Annotated in this window: 18 protein-coding genes; 4 read left to right on the top strand and 14 right to left on the bottom strand. The window is 62.9% G+C overall.

Annotation, left to right across the window (positions count from 1 at the left end; translation table 11 throughout):
* Nucleotides 1-4: 4 nt before the first annotated feature.
* The 3 genes from J2Z31_RS06225 to J2Z31_RS06215 all read right to left on the bottom strand — a co-directional run bounded on the left by J2Z31_RS06225 (nt 5) and on the right by J2Z31_RS06215 (nt 4,026).
* Nucleotides 5-850, bottom strand: a complete 846-nt coding sequence (locus J2Z31_RS06225; RefSeq protein WP_209600976.1) for a transporter substrate-binding domain-containing protein — start codon at nt 848-850, stop codon at nt 5-7.
* 67 nt (nt 851-917) lie between these two features.
* Entirely contained in the window at nt 918-2,609 is a 1,692-nt protein-coding gene (locus J2Z31_RS06220) for a M28 family peptidase (RefSeq protein WP_209600975.1), read from the bottom strand.
* Nucleotides 2,602-4,026 (bottom strand): M20 family metallopeptidase, encoded by a 1,425-nt coding sequence (locus J2Z31_RS06215; protein ID WP_209600974.1) that lies wholly within the window; start codon nt 4,024-4,026, stop codon nt 2,602-2,604. Before J2Z31_RS06215 ends, J2Z31_RS06220 begins: the two co-directional genes overlap by 8 nt.
* A 222-nt stretch (nt 4,027-4,248) precedes the next feature.
* On the opposite strand from J2Z31_RS06215, the gene J2Z31_RS06210 reads away from it, so the two are divergent.
* Complete coding sequence (locus J2Z31_RS06210; protein ID WP_209600973.1) at nt 4,249-4,881, top strand: GntR family transcriptional regulator; 633 nt, start codon at nt 4,249-4,251, stop codon at nt 4,879-4,881.
* A gap of 157 nt (nt 4,882-5,038) precedes the next feature.
* Here the strand turns inward: J2Z31_RS06210 and doeB are convergent, their stop codons facing one another.
* The 10 genes from doeB to ehuR all read right to left on the bottom strand — a co-directional run bounded on the left by doeB (nt 5,039) and on the right by ehuR (nt 14,674).
* The gene (gene doeB, locus J2Z31_RS06205) at nt 5,039-6,043 is read right to left on the bottom strand and encodes a N(2)-acetyl-L-2,4-diaminobutanoate deacetylase DoeB (protein ID WP_209600972.1); all 1,005 of its coding nucleotides are present in this window, start codon (nt 6,041-6,043) and stop codon (nt 5,039-5,041) included.
* A gap of 3 nt (nt 6,044-6,046) precedes the next feature.
* Nucleotides 6,047-7,228 (bottom strand): ectoine hydrolase DoeA, encoded by a 1,182-nt coding sequence (gene doeA / locus J2Z31_RS06200; RefSeq protein ID WP_209600971.1) that lies wholly within the window; start codon nt 7,226-7,228, stop codon nt 6,047-6,049.
* A gap of 33 nt (nt 7,229-7,261) precedes the next feature.
* Nucleotides 7,262-8,251, bottom strand: a complete 990-nt coding sequence (gene eutC, locus J2Z31_RS06195) for an ectoine utilization protein EutC (protein ID WP_209600970.1) — start codon at nt 8,249-8,251, stop codon at nt 7,262-7,264.
* Nucleotides 8,248-9,252, bottom strand: a complete 1,005-nt coding sequence (eutB, locus tag J2Z31_RS06190; protein ID WP_209600969.1) for a hydroxyectoine utilization dehydratase EutB — start codon at nt 9,250-9,252, stop codon at nt 8,248-8,250. Before eutB ends, eutC begins: the two co-directional genes overlap by 4 nt.
* The gene (gene eutA, locus J2Z31_RS06185) at nt 9,249-10,034 is read right to left on the bottom strand and encodes an ectoine utilization protein EutA (protein ID WP_209600968.1); all 786 of its coding nucleotides are present in this window, start codon (nt 10,032-10,034) and stop codon (nt 9,249-9,251) included. Before eutA ends, eutB begins: the two co-directional genes overlap by 4 nt.
* Nucleotides 10,034-10,696, bottom strand: coding sequence for an ectoine/hydroxyectoine ABC transporter permease subunit EhuD (gene ehuD, locus J2Z31_RS06180; protein WP_209601091.1), 663 nt, complete (start codon nt 10,694-10,696; stop codon nt 10,034-10,036). Before ehuD ends, eutA begins: the two co-directional genes overlap by 1 nt.
* 2 nt (nt 10,697-10,698) lie before the next feature.
* Nucleotides 10,699-11,358, bottom strand: a complete 660-nt coding sequence (ehuC, locus tag J2Z31_RS06175; protein WP_209600967.1) for an ectoine/hydroxyectoine ABC transporter permease subunit EhuC — start codon at nt 11,356-11,358, stop codon at nt 10,699-10,701.
* 109 nt (nt 11,359-11,467) lie between these two features.
* Entirely contained in the window at nt 11,468-12,319 is an 852-nt protein-coding gene (ehuB, locus tag J2Z31_RS06170; RefSeq protein WP_209600966.1) for an ectoine/hydroxyectoine ABC transporter substrate-binding protein EhuB, read from the bottom strand.
* A gap of 62 nt (nt 12,320-12,381) precedes the next feature.
* On the bottom strand, nt 12,382-13,167 hold the full coding sequence (gene ehuA / locus J2Z31_RS06165; protein ID WP_209600965.1) for an ectoine/hydroxyectoine ABC transporter ATP-binding protein EhuA: 786 nt from the start codon (nt 13,165-13,167) through the stop codon (nt 12,382-12,384).
* 121 nt (nt 13,168-13,288) lie between these two features.
* The gene (gene ehuR, locus J2Z31_RS06160; protein ID WP_456242959.1) at nt 13,289-14,674 is read right to left on the bottom strand and encodes a MocR-like ectoine utilization transcription factor EhuR; all 1,386 of its coding nucleotides are present in this window, start codon (nt 14,672-14,674) and stop codon (nt 13,289-13,291) included.
* Nucleotides 14,675-14,777: 103 nt separating this feature from the next.
* Here ehuR and J2Z31_RS06155 point away from each other — a divergent pair, with 103 nt between their 5' ends.
* The gene (locus tag J2Z31_RS06155; protein WP_209600964.1) at nt 14,778-15,260 is read left to right on the top strand and encodes an Lrp/AsnC family transcriptional regulator; all 483 of its coding nucleotides are present in this window, start codon (nt 14,778-14,780) and stop codon (nt 15,258-15,260) included.
* Nucleotides 15,261-15,287: 27 nt separating this feature from the next.
* Here the strand turns inward: J2Z31_RS06155 and J2Z31_RS06150 are convergent, their stop codons facing one another.
* Nucleotides 15,288-15,509: a hypothetical protein gene (locus J2Z31_RS06150; RefSeq protein WP_209600963.1), complete on the bottom strand. Its 222-nt coding sequence runs from the start codon at nt 15,507-15,509 to the stop codon at nt 15,288-15,290.
* A gap of 293 nt (nt 15,510-15,802) precedes the next feature.
* Here J2Z31_RS06150 and J2Z31_RS06145 point away from each other — a divergent pair, with 293 nt between their 5' ends.
* Both J2Z31_RS06145 and J2Z31_RS06140 read left to right on the top strand, forming a co-directional pair.
* Complete coding sequence (locus tag J2Z31_RS06145; protein ID WP_209601089.1) at nt 15,803-17,299, top strand: NAD-dependent succinate-semialdehyde dehydrogenase; 1,497 nt, start codon at nt 15,803-15,805, stop codon at nt 17,297-17,299.
* A gap of 23 nt (nt 17,300-17,322) precedes the next feature.
* Nucleotides 17,323-18,699, top strand: a complete 1,377-nt coding sequence (locus J2Z31_RS06140; protein ID WP_209600962.1) for an aspartate aminotransferase family protein — start codon at nt 17,323-17,325, stop codon at nt 18,697-18,699.
* The last annotated feature ends 4 nt before the right edge of the window (nt 18,700-18,703 follow it).

The raw sequence follows: 18,703 nt of genomic DNA, 5'->3' as shown, positions 1-18,703 counted from the left end.
TCTGTTAGAAAGACGGGGTCAGGTTGAGCTTGCTCCATTTCTCGGAAAGCGATCGAATGACCCCATCATTCGCAGCCGATTTGATGGCGGCATCGAACTTCTCCTTCAGCTCCGTCTCGCCCTTGCGCATGCCCATGGCGACCTCAGTCGCCAGCATCGCTCCCTTGACTAGCGGCCCGGTCATGGCGAGATCTTCGTTGCCGGGCTTGGCGAGAATCGACGTTCCGTAGACGCCGCTGTCGAAGCCAGCGTCAATCCGGCCGGCCTTCAGATCGAGATCGCGTTCGCCGGAGGTCTTGTAGGTGCGCACCGTGACGGTGTCTCCGAAGTAAGCCTTGATGAGCTGCTCCTGGCTCGTGGCCTGCACCACACCGACCGACTTGCCAGAGAGGGTTTCGCCGATCGTCTTCATGACGGGATCGGCCTTTTCGTTGTCGTTGAGATTGAGTCTTTCACCGGTCATCGGCAGCTCCGGCACCGGGCCGTCCTTGGCGACCAGGAAGGTCGCGACGCCGCTCGCATAGGGGACGGTGAAATCGACGACCTGCTTGCGCTTCTCGTTGATCCCGAGCGTCATGATCAGGTCGAATTTGCCGGCATTGAGGCTGGGGATGAGACTCGTCCACTCGCCGGTCATGAGCTCGCATTCCACCTTCGCGCGCGTGCAGAGATCCTTGATGAGATCGACATCGAAACCCGCAAGCTCACCTTTGGAATCAAGCGCGTTCCACGGCGGGAAGGCGCCCTCGATGCCAACCCGCACCTTGGTCCAGTCCTTTGCGACAACGGCCGACGCGCTGAGCGAAAGACCGGCCATAAGCACGGCTGCAACAAATCTGCTTCGTTTCATCTTCTGTTCCCTTCGTTGTTGCCGGCCTTCATTCTTCTGGCCGGTTTGCTGATAGTCGGGTGCGCCCTCACCGCGCCGCCGCGATGGCAGCCAGGACCTCGTGCGCTTCGCGCAATGCATGGGCGACAAGGTTCCGGCACTGTCTGGCGTGCACCGCATAGAACGGCAGATCGGGTGAGCCTTGCGGAAGCCTCGCAAGCTCGCGCAGGCCCTCGAGCGCCGGCCAGGCCGGATGCGGCAGGGCGCTGTCGTGTCTGAATCGATTTCCGCTCGTATAGTTAAGCGGCACGAGCAGACGCGAGGCGCGCATCAGAGCGCGATTGATCGCGCGCGCCACATCACCCTCGGCTCGGCTTGCACTCCTGTTCACCACCTGCGCTGCCCGTTCGAGTGCATCGAGACGCGCAATGAGGCCGGATATGTCCATCCGGTCGCCGAGCCGGTCCTGAATGCCAAGGAGTTCTTCCCTCATCGAGGTCGCGAAGGCGGCGTAGTCGAGCGGCAGCACGGGAGCCGTCAGCAGGCGCCACAGCACGCGAAGCACAATCGATGTGTCGCGCCGCAGATTGTCGAGGTCGATGCGTTCAGCCGTGTCGTGCCGCGTGTGCCACCACCAGCCGAGCGCGGTCGGCATTTTGACCGGACCGGGCGGCTGATGGCTGAGGCTGCCGAACATCGACGGTATGCCGATACCCCAGAACGACTGGTCTGCGGCCCGGCCGTGACGGCGGCCGGCATGCGGTTGGCGGCTTACGGCTTCGACCGCCTCAGCGGCGACGGACTTCAGTTCGTCGGTGACGGCCGAATTCGTAAGCACGCTCGCCCCAGCGCCGCCCGTCGAGTCGACGTTCACATGGGCGACGCAGCGCCGCTCGAGCTCGTCCCAATATTCGTCCGCATACCAGGTCGAGCCGGAATAGCGGCCATGGGAGTGGCCTGACCAGAAGCAGACCCGTAGACCCTGTTTCCAAAGGCTGCGCCGCTCGGCCAGCAGCCGTGCCGCCTCAAGCATGGTGGCGTTGGCGCCGCCATTGTCCATCACGCCGTAGTGCCAGGTATCGTGATGACCCGAAAGCAGCACGAAGGGCGCCTCGTCACCCGTTTCCTCTTCCGCCGGCAGTTCGGCAACAAGGATCGGCGTCTTCCGCCAGCCGGTGTCAACCTGAGCCCACAGCGAGACCCGCACATCCGCCCCCGCCATGCATTGGGCCCTCAGCCTTGCGCCGTCTCCACGCGTGATCGAACAGACGACGGTGGTCGGAAGCAATGATCGCGTGTATTGCGAGGGACTGCCCCAGACAGGCGAAACACACATCTCGTAGAGATGTTCGTTCGGGCTGACATGAAGCTGGCCAGCCGCGCCGTATGCGCTGGCAAGCGCGGCAATTTCTTCCGTGGCGATCCCGTCGACAAGCACGATCCTGCCCTTGACGTCGGCTCTTGCGAACGACGCCTCGTCGCCCTCGCCGACATCGACAAGGGACGCGGTGATGCCGTCGCCGGATGTCGAGGCCGACATCGAATGCGTGATGCAGCGCAGGCTTTCGCCGTTAGCATCGACGCGCGCACGCTCCGGAAGGCTGATATAGGCGTCGTGGACGAGAAGCTCCGTGCGGTATCCGTAGGACGCCATCTCGCGCTCGAGATAACGGAAGCTCTCCAGTTCTTCCGGCGTTCCCGAAAGCTTGATGCGCCGACTGAACTCCTTGATATGGGAGGCCAGGCGATGGCGATGCGGTTGAAGCGTGAAGCTAGCCATCGCGCCTCTCCGGTAGCGGCGGTTCGACATCGTCGGGGATCGGATTGACAAACGGCGTGCCCTTGAGCCGCGCCGCATGGTCGGCCTTGGCGGCGGCGATGAGCTCAGGCTTGAGGAACAGCTCGAGCGCCGTGCTCGCCATGACCTTTGCCGCGTGTTCCATGCCCTTGTGTGCGGCGGCCAGCTTGCCTTGAGCCACAAGCTGCCAGGAGTGCCCGGGCGTGCCGATCGCGTAGGTGGCGCCGCGCATCTGGACGGTCGGCACGACCCAGCTCACCGTGCCGACATCCGTGGAGCCGACAAGCGTGCCGTTGCCGCTCGCCGGCGGGAAGATCGTGTCGCAGAGCGCAACACCTTTGCGCAGCTTGAGACCGAACCGTTCGAAGGAGGCGGCGATGTCGTCGGCGCTGAACGTCTCCTGGAATTTTGCGGCGGTGTCCCGGTCGGCGTCGTTGAACACGGGTGGCCCCAGGCGCTCGAGATGCGAATGCATCAGCGCTTCCAGGGGCGTGTTGCCGATAAGATTGGCGTCGCCGCTGACGATTTCGCTGCGCACGGCCGTTCCCGTCATCAGCGCCGCCCCTTCGGCCACATTCTTGACGCGCCCGAGAAGATCGATGAGTTCCGGCAGGCTGCGCGCCCGGATCAGATAGCGCACCGTCGCGCGCGCCTGCACCACATTCGGCGCATGGCCGCCCGTGTCGGTAACGGCGTAATGGATGCGGGCGGTCGACGGCATGTGCTCCCGCAAATAGTTCGCCCCGACATTCATCAGTTCCACCGCATCGAGCGCACTGCGGCCGAGATGCGGCGAGGCGGAAGCGTGCGAAGCGCGGCCGCTGAAATGGAAATTGATCTCGTTGCAGGCAAGCGAGATCGGGTTGTTGACGCCGGCAAAGGGCGCCGGATGCCAGGAAATTGCGATGTCGACATCGTCGAAGACGCCGGCGCGCACCATGAAGCCCTTGGAGGAACCGCCCTCCTCGGCCGGGCAGCCGTAATAGCGGATCCGCCCTCTGATGCCGTTGGTTTCGAGATAATCCTTGACCGCGGTCGCGGCCATCATCGAGCCCGCACCGAGCAGATTATGCCCGCAACCGTGGCCGTTGCCGCCCGGGATGAGCGGCCGTTCTTCCGCTATGCCTGCCTCCTGGCTGAGGCCGGGGAGCGCATCGAACTCGCCGAGAATAGCGATGACCGGGCCGCCCTCACCCGCTTCCCCCATCAGGGCCGTCGGCATGCCGGCAAGTCCCTTTGAGACACGGAAGCCTTCCGCCTCCAGCGTGGCCGCATGCTCGGCCGACGAGCGGTATTCCTCATAATTGGTCTCGGGCGTATCCCACACGCGGTCGCTCAACGAAAAGAAAGCCTCACGCTTGCGCTCGACGAGATCCCACAGGGCGTCCGAATTTTTCATCGTTTACTGGCTTTCCCGTTAATGGTACTAAAATTGGCGCCAATTTATGATAACATTTTGAATTGCGCAAGTGACATCAATGGCGTTTTGGGTCGGGTACGTGGACGAGAGCAAGAGTGGTTTATCCACACGCCTCGCGCCCCATTTTCCACGGCTTCACGAGGTCCCACCTTGTGTGGCCGCGGGCAATGGCAGAATGATCGAAGATCCAAAGGAGGGTACATGAACAAGCTGAAACCGCGGGGAGAGAACGCTGCCACGGCGGTCGACGTCACCGACCTTATTCTGAACGACATCCAGACCGGCGTGCTCGCACCCGGATCATGGCTGAAGCAGATCGATCTCGAACGGCGCTATCAGTGCACGCGACCGGAAGTGCGCCGCGCGCTCGATCGGCTTGCCCAGCGGCGCCTTGTCGAGCACGTGCCAAATCGCGGTTACCACGTCTTCGAACCGGACGGCCGCCAGGCTGCAGAGATCAGCGAGATTCGCGTCCTGCTGGAGACCGGCGTGGCGGACAAGGTCGTAGCGAACGCGTCCTCTTTGGACATTCAGGCGTTGCGCAGTCTCGCCTCCCGCTTCGACCGCATGATCCTCGAGGGAACGCCGATCCAACTCTATGAGGCCAACCTCACCTTTCACCACCGGCTGCTTTCGCTCTGCGGAAACGAGGAACTCGTCAATCTCGTTACCGAGATCCGCCAGCGCACCTCCTCCGCCCCGGTGGCGCAATGGAAGACGCGAGCACGCATCGAACAATCCTCGCGCGAGCACCACGAGATGATCGACGCCATCGCCGCCGGCGACGCGGCAGCCCTAAGAGACGCGATCACGCGCCACATTCGCCAGAATTGATGGACCCGCAAGTCGATCCGAATCGGCGCCTCGGGGATAGGTGCATCGTCGAATCTCTAGGTCGCGGACCCGTAAAAGCTCATGCGCTGGGTACAAATATGTATGCCAGAGCCGATGCGAAGGAGGTTCCCAGGCCAAGTCCTTACGATGAACTCATCTACACCCGTGTCGCCAGCACGGCACAGCAATCGCCCGCCTTGATCAACCCGGGGTGATGGCGCGCGATCAGGATCCCATTCATTCTGGCGTGTACTTCGAACGGCTCTGCGCCGGTACGCCCGGTCGGATAAATTCGCGCGATCGCAGAGCCGCGTTGGACCGCTTCACCGAGGTCGACTAGAAACTCCACGAGCCCGGGCTCCTCGGCGAAGGCGAAACAGTCAGCGTCCTGCATTTCAAGCCAATTTGTTGGCCGTGGCTCGATCTCACCGTTGATGATCCCGGCGTGCCGTAGAACGTTCGAAACCCCGCGCTTGGCGATGGCAACGCTTTTTGCCGTTGCTGACCCGCCACCTCCGAGTTCGGTGGTGATAAAGATCTTACCCATCTCCTCTGCCGCCGTGTCGTACATTCCGACGGCGTCGATTTCGAGCATCTTGATCGAATAAGGTGAGCCAAAGGCCTTCACCAGCTCAAAGGCCCTGGCCTCCTGGCGCTTGTCGGGAAGGAGATGGGCGGCGCAGAAGGGTAGAAAATCGAGCGTCTTTCCGCCGGAATGGAAGTCGAGCACGATGTCGGCCAGCGGCAGAAGAACGCGTTGGAAATAGTCCGCGATTTTTTCCGTTACCGTGCCGTCAGGCCTGCCCGGAAAGCTGCGGTTCAGATTGCCCTTGTCGATCGGCGAGGTCCGCGTCCCGGCCTGGAACGCCGGATAGTTCATCGCCGGCACGATAATCACCCTCCCGCGGACCTCGGCAGGGGCGAGCGTACGCGCCAGGTCGAAGAGCGCGATCGGCCCCTCATATTCGTCGCCGTGGTTGCCGCCCGTAAGGAGGGCTGTCGGGCCCTCCCCGCTCTTGACCACAGTGATTGGGATCATCACGGAGCCCCAGGCGGAATCGTCCCGGCTATAAGGCAGGCGCAGGAAACCGTGCTGGACGCCGTCGGCGGTGAAGTCTACCGTGGCGCTGATCGGCGACGGCCGCAAATGCTGCTCGCTCATGACTCAGTCCTTGACCATCAGTTTGGGCGGGACAGAGGCGAGGCATTCGACCCCGGTCTCGGTAATCAGGATGCTCTCTGTTGTCTCGAAGCCCATGTCCTCGAGCCAGAGCCCGGTCATGAAGTGGAAGGTCATGCCCGGCTTCAGTTCCGTTCTGTCGCCGGGGCGCAGGCTCATGGTGCGCTCGCCCCAATCCGGTGGATAGGAAAGACCGATCGGGTAACCCGTGCGGTTGTCCTTGACGATCCCGTATTTCTTCAGAACGGAGAAGAAGGCGTTTGCAATGTCCTCGCAGGCCTTGCCTGGCTTGGCGACCTCGAGCCCGGCTGCCATGCCCTCGAGCGTCGCATTCTCGGCGTCGAGAAAAGCCTGGGTCGGCTTGCCTAGGAAAACGGTCCGCGAAAGCGGCACGTGGTAGCGATTGTAGCAGCCAGCGATCTCGAAGAAGGTGCCCTCGCCCCGCTTCATCGGCCGGTCGTCCCAGGTGAGATGCGGCGCGGAGGCTTCGACGCCCGAGGGCAGCAAGGGCACGATCGCCGGATAGTCGCCGCCGATTCCGTCTACGCCGCGCGTGCCTGCATCATATATTTCGGCGACCAGATCGCATTTGCGCATGCCCACTTCGATCTTGTCGAAGATGCGCTGATGCATGGCTTCCACGATTCGCGCCGCGTTGCGCATGTACTTGACTTCCGTCTCGCTCTTGACAGCGCGCTGCCAGTTAACGAGCGCGGTCGCGTCGATGAAGCGGGCATTCGGCAGGTGCTTCTGCAGCGAGGCGAAAGCGGCTGCCGAGAACCAGTAATTGTCCATCTCGACGCCGACCCGGAGCGAAGCCCAGCCGCGATCGGCAAGGATACCCGAGAGATAGTCCATCGGGTGACGCTCGGTCGACTGCACATAGTGATCGGGATAGCCGATGATGTTCTCATGGCCGAGATAGGCGGTGAGCTTGGCGCCGTTGGCGTCCTGGCCGCGGCCAAACCAGATCGGCTCACCCGAAGGCGGCACGATCACCGCCTGGTGCACATAGAAGGACCAGCCGTCATAGCCGGTGAGCCAGGCCATGTTGGAGGGATCGCTGACGATCAGGAGTTCGACACCCTTGTCCTCCATCGCCTGACGCGTTTTCCTGAGCCGCGCTTCATATTCCCCCAGGGAGAATTTGAGGTTTGGTTGGGTCATGTTTGTTCCCTCGCTTTACCGGCTGTGCCGGCTTCAACTCTCGAAAGTGGTTCCGGCGTTTGCGGCGCCCGCCCGTGCAAAGGCGAGCGTGGCGATGGCGGTGTCCTGAATGCCGGTGCCCGTCAGGTCGGCGATGGTGATCTCATCGGCGTGCGTTCGCCCGATTCTCTGCCCCGCAATCACCTGACCGAGTTCCGCGAACTCGGCATCCGGCGCTGTGAGCCCGGCGGCAATCGCGTGGTGCAATTCGCCCAGCCTGCGCGTCTGCCTGAGGCTGTCGGCGACATAAGTGGCGCGGGCAATCGCCTGCGGGTCGATCTCGTTCTTGTGCTCCGCGTCTGAGCCCATGGCAGTGACATGCTGCCCCGGCCGTAGCCATTCGGCCATGAGGATCGGCTTCTCGGACGGCGTCGTGGTGACGATGATGTCGGCGGCGTCGACAGCCACTCTCGGGTCGGTTGCGGCCTTCACCGGAAAACCTAGCTCTTCGGCAAGCGCGTTCGCCGCCGCTTCGGCCTTGGCCGCATCGCGCGCCCAGAGCCGTGCCTCGCGGATCGGGCGGACGAGCGCGAGCGCTTTGAGCTGGAGTTTCGCCTGCATGCCGGCGCCGAAAATGACGGCGACAGAAGCGTCCTTCCGCGACAGATGCTTCGCCGCGACCGCACCGGCCGCGGCCGTGCGAATATCGGTGAGATAGCCATTGTCGAGCAGCAGCGCCTGCACCAGCCCCGTCTTGGTCGATAACAGCACCATCATGCCGTTGGTGCTCGGCAGGCCGATCTTGGGATTGTCGAAGAACCCCGGGCTGATCTTGATCGCGAAGCCGTCGAGGCCCGGCACATAGGCGGTCTTCACGTCCACCTCGCCGCGATGCTCCGGAATATCGAGCCTCAGGATCGGCGGCATCGCCACCGATTTGGTGGCGAGCGCATGAAAGGCATCCTCGATGCAGGCGACCGCCTCGCGATTGAGCAGTACGATCCGGCGCAGCTCCGCCTCGGTGAGAATCGTCATCCGTGTCATGCCACCCCCTCGCGAAACGGATCGGTTTCGCCATTCATCACGCTGAGATGCAGGTCCATGTCGACATTGCGGCCGGAGAGGATGACCGCGATCGGGCCGCCGATGTCCTTGATCTTGCCGGCGAGAAGCGCCGCAATGCCGACGGCTGCGGCGCCTTCCACAATTTCACGCTCTTGCCTGTAGCTGTGGCGCATGCCGGCGGCGATTTCCGCCTCCGTCAGAAGGATGATGTCATCGAGGAGTTCTCGGCACATCTGGAATGTTACGCGATTGTCGAGCCCGATGCCGCCGCCGAGCGAATCCGCAAGGCTCGGCTGTTCCTCGATGAGCACGGGCTTGCCGGCGGCGAGGCTCGCCTTCATCGCCGCGCCCCGCTCCATCGTCAGTCCGACAACCCGCACCGCCGGTCTTCGCGCCTTGATCGCTGCCGCTACCCCGGCCGCGAGCCCGCCGCCCGAAATCGGCACAAGCACCATGGCGACGTCCGGCATCTGCGTAGCGATCTCAAGTCCGAGCGTCCCCTGCCCTGCGACGATTGCCGGATGGTCGAAGGGTGGCACCATCACGAGACCCCTTTCCGCAACGAGCCGTTCGACCTCTTCCTGCGCCTCGTCCTGCGAATTGCCGAAGATCCGCACATCGGCGCCAAGGCGTCTGATTTCGGTGACCTTGTTCGTCGGTACCAGCTGCGACATGCAGATCGTTGCGACCGCGCCTTCTGCCTTTGCCGCATGGGCAAGCGCCCGGCCGTGATTGCCGGTTGAAGCCGCGATGACGCCGCGTGCCCGCTCCTCGGTGGTGAGCGAGAGAACGGCATTGGTCGCGCCGCGCAGCTTGAAGCTGCCGGTCGACTGATGGTGCTCGAGCTTCAGGCTGACGGGCACGCCGCAAAGTTTGCTGAGCGATGCCGACGCAACGAGCGGCGTCGCGATCACGTGACCAGAAATCCGGCGCCCCGCCGCTTCGATATCCTCGATCGTCACAGGGAGAGAGGCGCTCACAGCCATGCACCCCCGAGCGGTAATGCCATCAATCGACCGAGCTGCGGCCGCGCCACCTGATCACCGCAGAGACGAAGGCAGATCCAGGCAGTGGCGTAATTGCTGCTGACGACGGGCTTGCCGATCGCCGCCTCGATCCTCGAAATCACGCCGGCCGCCCGCACGGCCGTGCAGGAGATGAAGAGCGCGTCCGAATCCGGCGCCGCCGCTTCCTTTGCGAAAGCCACGATCTCCTCAGGCGCGATCCGCGCCATCTCCCGATCATCGGTGAGCCCGAGACAGGTAAATCTGTCCATCGTGAAGCCGAGCTTGGCGAAATAATCCGCCATTGGTCGGCTGGTCTCGATTGTATACGGGGTGAGCACCGATATGCGCCGGGCGCCAAGCGTCCTCAAGCCCTCGACCGCGGCCGCCGTCGGGGTCACCACGGCGGCCCTTGGCTTCGAGGCTCTGATCGCTGCGGCTATCTCCTTGTCACCGATGACGACGGAGGCCGAGGTGCAGGAATACATCACGACGTCGAGCATTTCGTCTGGCAGGATCAGGCCTGCCGCCGCCGTCAGCGAGGGCTGCATCGCCCGGAGGTTTTCCGGCGTCACTGGATTGGCATAGGGAATGCGCGCGACATAGACGCCGATCCGGTCCGATGCGACCAGACGCTGGAAATCCACCTCGGTAGTATGGTCCGTGGCCAGGATGATGAGACCGATGCGCTTTTCCATCGGCCGGTCGTCGAGGCGCGGTGCACGTCCCGCGAGCGCAAGTGCGACAGGTTGTTCCATCAGCGTTCGTCCACCCTTGCGTAGCGCTCTTCCAGCCAGCGCAGGAAGAAGACGGAGATCAGGCTCATGATCAGGAAGAACACCCCGACCAGCGTCATCGGCTCGATATAGCGGTAATTACTGTTGGCGATGCTTTTCGCCTGGTTCATAAGTTCGAGCACCGTGATCGCTGAAAGCAGCGGCGTCTCCTTGAACATGGCGATCAGATAATTGGCGAGCGCGGGGATCATCGGCGGGATCGCCTGCGGCAGGATCACATGGATCCAGGTCTGGCGCGCCGTGAGGTTCGTCGCCCTGGCGGCTTCCCACTGGCCGCGCGGGACGTTCTCGATTCCGGCGCGGTAGACCTCGGCGGCATAGGTGCCGTAGTGGATGCCGAGGCCGATGACACCGGCAAGCAGCGCCGGCAGGCGGATGCCGATATCCGGCAGCACGTAAAAGATGAAATAGAGCTGCACGAGCAGAGGCGTGCCGCGGATGAACTCCACCGCGAAGCTCGTGGCGCGTGCGATCGGCGCCGGCGCCACCATGCGCAGGATGGCAAAAAGGAGGCCGATCACCGCGGCGACCGCCGCGCCGAGAATGGTCGCGAGAATGGTGATCTGCAAACCCTCTATGAGAGTCGGCATGATCTGACGAACGAATTCCCAATCCCATTCCATGGTCAAGCCCTCACCCCATCGAGACCACGGCTGACGCGCCGCTCCAGCCAGCGCATGCCGAGCGAGATAAGCCAAGCCATGACGAAATAGAGTACCAGGATCGTTGCGAAGGGGATCAGCGTGTTGCCGGTCTGCGCCCTGACCACCTGCGCCTGGAACGTCATGTCGGTGAGCGAGATCAGCGAGACGACGGCGGTTCCTTTGAGGAGTTCGATGGCATTGTTGCCGAAGGTCGGCAGCATCAGCGGCAGTGCCTGCGGCAGGATGATATGGCGCATAGCTTGGTAGCGCGTGAGGTTGAGGGCGATACAAGCTTCGCGCTGCTCGCGGCCGATCGCCTTGACGGCGCCTCGCACCACTTCAGCGCCATAGGCACCGACATTGAGCCCCAGCGCGAGCACGCCGGCCTGAAGCGGCGTCAGGGTGATCCCGGCAAAAGGCAGCACGAAATAGGCCCAGAACAGCTGGACGAAGATCGAGGTGCCACGGAAGAACTCGATGTAGGTCGTCGCAAGCGCTCGCACCCCCGTGAAGCGGCTGAGGCGTCCAAGCCCCGCCGCAAAAGCGACGACGATGGCGAGCGCCGAGCCCATCAGGGTGAGCTGGATCGTTACCAGCGCGCCCTCGAGGATCAATCCGATATAGCCGGACCAGTCGATCATCGTTTCGTGTTCCAGTCAGAAATTTCGGCTGTAGTTTGCCGCCCGCCCGAACCCCGCCTTCCGCCCGCATTGATCGCGAATGGAAGGCGGCGGGAGCCCCGGCCCGGGCTTATTTCGCGGCGCAGAGCTTCTCACGGCTGGTGGACATGGCGGCCTTGGCCGAGAAGCCATAAGGTTCGATGATCTTGGCGAACTCGCCGGATTCCTTCATCTTCGCGAGCTCGACGTCGAAGGCATCGCGCAAGGCCTCGTCCCCTTTCCGGAAAGCAGCGCCGTCGCAATAGACCGGCGCCCCTTCGACGGGAGCCACCACTTCGATATTCGGATCATTTGCCTTCGAAACGAGATCGTTGATCGAGAGAACCGGCAGCGAGTAGACGTCGATGCGCCCGTCCTGCAGCATCTTCATGCCGCTCTGGCCATCCGGCACGACGATGACGCGGTCGCGCGGTACGCCGGCTTCGAGCGCCAGCTTCTCTTCGGTACCGCCGCCAGGCGCGCCGATCTTCGCATCCGGATTGTCGGCAATGTCCTTGTAGCTCCTCAACTTGAGCGGATTGCCCTTCTTCAGCGCAAAAGCCTCGGCATCGCAGAGGATCGGCTCGGAATAGGCAACCGCCGCGCAACGCTCCGGCTTCATGAACAGCCCGGCGGTGATCGCGTCGTGGCGCCCGGCCTGCAGGCCCGGGATCATTGCGCCGTATTCGGAGATAGAGGCGACGATTTCCGGCACGCCGAGCCGCTTGAAGATTTCACGGGCGACATCCGGAGCGGCGCCGGAAACCTTGCCGTCGGCCCCGACCGCGGTAAAGGGCGGTTCGTTGGCGATCGCGACGCGCGCAAAACCCTGTTCCTTCAGTTCCTCGAGCTTGCTCTCATCGGCTGCCACGGAAGTAGCCACAACAGCTGCCATCAACGCCGTTGCGCCTGCCGCCGTTGCTATCAAAGCTTTCAGTTTCATCGGTCCCAACTCCTCTGTCGTTCTCGTGCTGTTGTTGGTTGAGGCAATGTCGGCCGCAAGGCTTAGACGCGGTGCCCGGCCGCTAAGATTTTGCGCAGGAAGGTCTGCGTACGTTCCTGTTTCGGATGCCGGAAGATGTCTTCGGGCCTGCCCTCCTCCACGATCTTGCCGCGGTCGAAGAAGAGCACCCGATCGGCGAAGTCATGGGCAAAGCCCATCTCGTGGGTGACGAGAAGCATCGTCATGTCGGTCTCCGCGGCAAGCTTGCGCATGACGTTCAGAACCTCCTCGACGAGTTCCGGGTCGAGTGCGGAGGTCACCTCGTCGAAGAGCATGATCTTGGGCGAGAGTGCCAATGCGCGGGCGATCGCGACGCGCTGCTTCTGGCCGCCGGAAAGCTGCGCCGGCATGCTTTTCGCCTTGTCGGCCATGCCCACCATGTCGAGAAGCTCCATCGCCCGCTCCTCGGCCTGAGCCCGCGCGATGCCCTTCGTCAACATCGGCGCAAGCGTCACATTGTCGAGCACGCACTTGTGAGGAAACAGGTTGAAGTGCTGGAAGACCATGCCGATCTTTTCGCGCATCTTATGGAGGTGGCGCTCGTCGGCCGGCACGAGGCGACCGTCCTTCTTCATGTGGTAGAGCTGCTCGCCGTCGACCTGAATGAAGCCGTCACTGATCGTCTCCAGGGTCATCAGGATGCGGAGGATCGTCGTCTTCCCGGAACCGGAGGGCCCGATGAGAGCAAGCTTCTCGCCAGGCATCACCTCCATCGACAGGCCATCGAGCACGGTGAGCGCGCCGTATCTCTTGACGATGCTGTCGATGCGGATGATCGGCTCGGGCATTCGCGTCTCTCCGTTTGAGACCGGTAATGTCCCAACGATGATCTGGTTGCGAAATCATGTCAATCTGTATAATAATATCATGACATTTATTCCGGAGGTGCCAAAACATTGGGCATCTGCATCAGATGGCGAGCAGTAAGGCCTCAGGGTCGCCGAGCGCCAGCGAGGTGACGGTGCCGAGCCCCGTCTTGAGCTCCTGCTCGGTGGTCGAGCCGAGCGAAATCCGCACGGAAGGCCGCCAGCCGAAATCGGCGGTCCGAAACGAAGCGCCCGGCGCGATCGCAACTCCGCGCAGACGCGCCTGGGAGACGAACGCGTCCTCCGAATGCCCTTCCGGCAGCGGCAACCAGACGTGCAGGCTCTGCGGATGTGTGCGGTGGCTGAGGTTGCCCAGGCTCTCTGTGGCGATCGCGTGGCGAACAGCGAGGGCCCGTCGCTGCCAATTGACGAGTTCCATCGCCGTGCCGTCACTTACCCAGTAGCTTGCGATTTCAGCCATCGACGGAGTCGCCATCCAGTTCGAAACGAGGTGCCGGTTTGCAACCGCCGCAACATAGCGGTCCGGCGCCGCGAGATAGCCGATCCTCAGTCCCGGCACGGTGATCTTGGTGAAGCTCGTGACATACAGCGTGCGCTCAGGTGCCAGGGCCGCAATGGGCGGCAGGCGCTCCTCCACCAAAGGTCCAAGTATATCGTTCTCGATGATCGCCATGTCATGCCGGCGCGCCACCTCCGCAAGTGCGGCTCGCCGATCGGCACTCATCAAGGTGGCCGTGGGATTGATGACCGAGGGTTGCAGGAATATCGCTCGGATGACCCCCGTGCGGCAGGCCTCGTCCAACGCTTCCGGCATCATGCCGTCGTCATCAATAGCTATGCCCTGGAGACGGATGCCGAGATAGGTGGAAAGCGGCACCAGCGTATGATGGCTGATCGCCTCCGTCGCAATCGTGGAACCGGGCGGGGCAACGCTCATCAACGCAACCGTCATGGCCGAGGTCGCGCCGTTGGTCAGGCTGATATTCAGCGGAGAGATGTCAAGGCCGCAGCGCGACAGCCATTCCGCCGCGACATTGCGATGTCGCGGAAACACCATGTTCGGTCGGAAGGAAAGTGCGGAACTCGCCGGTAGGTTCTCGGCAAGCCAGGCGAAGGCCTCGCGCATCTTTTCGAGATGGATCTGCTCGCAGACCGGCTTCAGGATCGAAAGGTCGATCAGTTCACCAAGCCGTTCCGGCAGATAAGGCGGAGCGGGTTCACGCGGACGCGTCTGCACGAAGCTGCCGCGGCCGACTTCCCCCGAGATCAGGCCGCGCCGGATCAGCTCGTCATAGGCACGGCTCACCGTCTGTACCGAGAGCTTCAAATCATCGGCAAGCTTGCGGTGCGTGGGCAGGCGAGTGCCGTTTTGAAGCCTGCCCTCCTGTATAGCACGGGCAAACTGCTCGGCCAGTGACAGGTAGGCCGGGCGGCGCAATTGAGCAGTGTCGGGCATCCAAGTTGTCATGATTTGAACAGTGATAAAAATCAGCTCAATTGACAATGCCAAAACGTACACCCAATGTCTTTTCCCGAGCTTTGCACCGGTCGGGAGACGGAAGGGCGCCCGTATGAAACTCGACGCGATCGATCTGCGCATCCTGGAGGCGATCCAGGCCGACGGGCGCATCACCAAGCTGGCGCTCGCCGAGAAAGCTGGCCTGTCGCCGACGCCCTGCTGGATGCGGCTTAGAAAGCTGGAAAAGGCCGGCATCGTCACGGGATACCACGCACGGCTCGCGCTGCGGCGCGTGGTGCCGGTCGCGAGCGTGATGATGGAAGTGACACTCGGCAATCACCGCCAGGTGGATTTCGACCGATTCGAGCGCGCCATTGCGGCCATCCCCGAGATCGTCGCCTGCTGGTCGGTCGGCGGCGGCGTCGACTATATACTCAAGGTGGTGGCCGCCGATATCGACGCTTACCAGCGCCTCGTCGACGAACTGCTCGGTCGCGAACTCGGCATCGACCGCTACTTCACCTACATCGTGACGAAGACGGTCAAGGAAGAAACAATATTGCCGTTGGGTTCGCTCTTGCCGCAGACGAATTAAAACCGAGTGCGGCGATGAACGGGGGAGTCAGCTTTCCTGATCTTCTATCGACAGAACGTCGTGTCGCTTCAGTTCGTCGATGGCCTCGAGCGCTTCGTCGGCAGACCAGCCGGCGGATACCGCTGCCTCCAGCAGCCGCGTTTCCACCTCCTGCTCAAGTTCCATATACAGCGGCTCCAACGCCTCCTGCACAGTGAGGATGTGTTCAACAGCTGTAGCGGCAGAGCGATATGGCGATGACGCGGTCATGGCGCAATTCTCCCTCTTTCACGCGGGGGGTGGTTGTCGACAAACGTACCAGGCGCAGCTTCTGTTCCACGCGTAACGGTCGAAATTCACGAACTGAGATGAAGCCGGCGCGTGCAGCGAAGACAGGTATGCACCCTTGCTCACTCGTTCGAGGGTCGGGAAGAGACAATCTCTCTCTTAGCAGGGGGCGTCTTTGGTCAAAGTCTCTCCCGTCAAGCGGCTGATTGGACAATCTCTCGCGGCAACAGTGCGTAATCTCTTCGCAACTTGCGAGGAGACGAGGAGACATGGACATGACCGCCGCCTTTGCCCGCACTGACTTTCACGAAGCGTTGAAGCAGCTGAAAGACCGGCAATTGCTGCGGGAACTCGCCTATGTCGGCGGCCGCTGGATTGCTGGGCGCGAGGGCAAGTGTCTGGGGGTGCGGGACCCGGCGAGCGGCTCCGCCCTCGCCTTCGTCGCTTCGCTCGACGCGGGCCAGGCCTCCGAAGCGATTGAGGCAGCGGAAAAGGCATTCAGGACGTGGCGCGATATGCCGCCCCAGGCGCGTGCTGCCATCCTGCGCAGATGGTATGAACTGATGCTTGCCGCTCGCGAAGACCTTGCCCTTTTGATGACGCTCGAACAGGGCAAGCCGTTGGCGGAGTCGCGCGGCGAGATCGACTATGCGGCTTCTTTCATCGAGTGGTACGCCGAAGAGGGAAAGCGGCTCAACGCCGAGAGCGTGACAAGCCATCTTGCGGGCGCCGAGATGATCGTGCGCCGAGAGGCGCTCGGGGTCGTTGGCGTCGTTACGCCATGGAACTTTCCCTCCGCGATGATTACCCGCAAGGCTTCTGCGGCGCTGGCGGCCGGCTGCACCGTGGTCGCACACCCCTCCTCCGAGACGCCGCTTTCCGCCTTGGCGCTTGCCGAACTCGGCGAGCGCGCCGGCCTGCCTGCTGGCGTCTTTAATGTCGTCACCGGCAAGGCCGCAATGATCGTCGGTCGCATGTGCGAGGATGCGCGGGTGCGCGCCATGAGCTTCACGGGCTCCACGGAGATCGGCAGGCTGATCGCGGCGCAGTGCGCCCCGACGATGAAAAGGCTGACCATGGAGCTCGGCGGTCACGCTCCGCTGATCGTCTTTGCGGATGCCGATGTGGAGAAGGCGGCCGATATCGCGACCGCGGCGAAATTCGCGACCTCCGGGCAGGATTGCCTTGCGGCCAACCGTATCTATGTCGAGCGGCCGATCCTCGCAGCTTTTGAGGAGGCTTTCACCGCCCGGATCGCCCGCCTGAAGGTCGGACCAGGGATCGATGCGGGCACGCAAATCGGTCCGCTGATGCATGAGCGCGCCGTCGCCAAGGTCGAGGAGCAGGTCGAGGACGCCCTGAAGCGGGGCGCCAGGCTTGCGCTGGGCGGCAGGCGCCATCCGGCTGGGCCGCTGTTCTTTGAGCCCACCCTGCTGACCGATGTGCCGGACGAGGCGCGCATTATGCGTGAGGAAACATTCGGCCCCATTGCCGCCGTCACCGCCTTCGACCGCGAAGACGAGGTGGTCGCGCGGGCGAACGACACCGAATACGGGCTCGTCGCCTATGTCGTCACCGAAAACGGCGCCCGGCAGCTACGGCTTGCCCGCGCGCTCGAATATGGAATGGTGGCGATCAACCGGGTGAGGATCACCGGAGGACCGATCCCCTTTGGCGGATGGAAGCAGTCCGGCCTCGGCCGCGAGGGTTCCCGCCACGGCATGGAGGCATTCACCGAGCTCAAATATCTCTGCATCGACACCGCCGCCTGACCGACTTGACGAAAGGAATGACCATGCTCGAAAGAAGCAACGAACTCACCGCCTGGGACCGAGACCACTTCTTCCACCCCTCGACGCACATGGGGATGCATGCGCGCGGCGAGAGCCCGACGAGGGTCGTCGGGGGCGGCGATGGCGTCTACATCACCGACATTGCGGGCAAGCGCAGCCTCGACGCCTTTGCCGGGCTCTACTGCGTCAATGTCGGCTACGGCCGCAGGAAGATCGCCGAGGCGATCGCCGAGCAGGCAAGGAACCTCGCCTATTATCACGCCTATGTCGGCCACGGCACGGAAGCCTCGATCCGGCTTGCGAAGATGATCATCGACCGTGCGCCGGAGGGCATGAGCCGCGTCTATTTCGGGCTTTCCGGGTCGGACGCCAACGAAACAAACATCAAGCTGATCTGGTACTACAACAACATTCTCGGCCGTCCGGAGAAGAAGAAGATCATCTCGCGCTGGCGCGGCTATCACGGCTCGGGCGTGATGACCGGTTCACTGACGGGCCTTCATCTCTTTCACAACGCCTTCGACCTGCCGCGTGCCCCGATCCTGCACACGGAGGCGCCCTATTTCTTCCGCCGTGCTGATCGCTCCACCAGCGAGGAGCAGTTCTCGCACTATTGCGCGGACAAGCTGGAGGAGATGGTCCTCGCCGAAGGGCCTGACACCGTCGCTGCCTTCGTCGGCGAACCGATCCTCGGCACCGGTGGCATCGTGCCGCCGCCGAAGGGCTACTGGCAGAAGATTCAGGCGGTGCTTCAGAAATACGACATCCTGCTGGTCGCCGACGAGGTCGTGACCGGCTTCGGCCGTCTCGGCACCATGTTCGGCTCGGATCACTATGGCATCAAGCCGGATCTCATCACCATCGCCAAGGGGCTGACTTCGGCCTATGCGCCGCTCTCCGGCACAATCGTCTCCGAGAAGGTCTGGCAGGTGCTGGTGAAGGGCTCGGACGAGCTTGGCGCCATCGGCCATGGCTGGACCTATGCGGCGCACCCGATCTGCGCCGCGGCCGGTATCGCCAATCTCGAGCTGATCGACGAACTCGGCATCGTCGAGAATGCCGGTTCAACGGGCGCCTATTTCCGGGCAGAACTGCAAAGGGCCATTGGCGACCATCGCCATGTCGGCGAAGTCCGCGGCGACGGGCTTATGGCAGCGGTCGAATTCGTCGAAGACCGCGATGATCGCAAGTTCTTCGATCCCGGCCGCAAGATCGGGCCGCAGATAGCGGCGGCGCTCCTCGAGCGCGGCGTCATCGGTCGTGCCATGCCGCAGGGTGACATCCTCGGCTTCGCTCCGCCGCTCTGCCTGACGCGGGAGGAGGCCGACATCATCGTCGAGGCGACAGCCGATGCGATCCAATCCGTCCTCGGCCGCTGAGGGG

This window comes from Sinorhizobium kostiense, assembly GCF_017874595.1.
In the GTDB taxonomy this organism is placed as follows: Bacteria; Pseudomonadota; Alphaproteobacteria; order Rhizobiales; family Rhizobiaceae; genus Sinorhizobium; species Sinorhizobium kostiense.
This window is presented reverse-complemented; position numbering and strand designations above follow the sequence as displayed.

Excerpts from the sequence above, each read along its gene's own strand:
- J2Z31_RS06225 (WP_209600976.1), bottom strand. The coding sequence starts at position 850 with ATGAAACGAAGCAGATTTGTTGCAGCCGTGCTTATGGCCGGTCTTTCG.
- J2Z31_RS06220 (WP_209600975.1), bottom strand. The coding sequence starts at position 2,609 with ATGGCTAGCTTCACGCTTCAACCGCATCGCCATCGCCTGGCCTCCCAT.
- J2Z31_RS06215 (WP_209600974.1), bottom strand. The coding sequence starts at position 4,026 with ATGAAAAATTCGGACGCCCTGTGGGATCTCGTCGAGCGCAAGCGTGAG.
- J2Z31_RS06210 (WP_209600973.1), top strand. The coding sequence starts at position 4,249 with ATGAACAAGCTGAAACCGCGGGGAGAGAACGCTGCCACGGCGGTCGAC.
- doeB (WP_209600972.1), bottom strand. The coding sequence starts at position 6,043 with ATGAGCGAGCAGCATTTGCGGCCGTCGCCGATCAGCGCCACGGTAGAC.
- doeA (WP_209600971.1), bottom strand. The coding sequence starts at position 7,228 with ATGACCCAACCAAACCTCAAATTCTCCCTGGGGGAATATGAAGCGCGG.
- eutC (WP_209600970.1), bottom strand. The coding sequence starts at position 8,251 with ATGACACGGATGACGATTCTCACCGAGGCGGAGCTGCGCCGGATCGTA.
- eutA (WP_209600968.1), bottom strand. The coding sequence starts at position 10,034 with ATGGAACAACCTGTCGCACTTGCGCTCGCGGGACGTGCACCGCGCCTC.
- ehuD (WP_209601091.1), bottom strand. The coding sequence starts at position 10,696 with ATGGAATGGGATTGGGAATTCGTTCGTCAGATCATGCCGACTCTCATA.
- ehuC (WP_209600967.1), bottom strand. The coding sequence starts at position 11,358 with ATGATCGACTGGTCCGGCTATATCGGATTGATCCTCGAGGGCGCGCTG.
- ehuB (WP_209600966.1), bottom strand. The coding sequence starts at position 12,319 with ATGAAACTGAAAGCTTTGATAGCAACGGCGGCAGGCGCAACGGCGTTG.
- ehuA (WP_209600965.1), bottom strand. The coding sequence starts at position 13,167 with ATGCCCGAGCCGATCATCCGCATCGACAGCATCGTCAAGAGATACGGC.
- ehuR (WP_456242959.1), bottom strand. The coding sequence starts at position 14,674 with ATGACAACTTGGATGCCCGACACTGCTCAATTGCGCCGCCCGGCCTAC.
- J2Z31_RS06155 (WP_209600964.1), top strand. The coding sequence starts at position 14,778 with ATGAAACTCGACGCGATCGATCTGCGCATCCTGGAGGCGATCCAGGCC.
- J2Z31_RS06150 (WP_209600963.1), bottom strand. The coding sequence starts at position 15,509 with ATGACCGCGTCATCGCCATATCGCTCTGCCGCTACAGCTGTTGAACAC.
- J2Z31_RS06145 (WP_209601089.1), top strand. The coding sequence starts at position 15,803 with ATGACCGCCGCCTTTGCCCGCACTGACTTTCACGAAGCGTTGAAGCAG.
- J2Z31_RS06140 (WP_209600962.1), top strand. The coding sequence starts at position 17,323 with ATGCTCGAAAGAAGCAACGAACTCACCGCCTGGGACCGAGACCACTTC.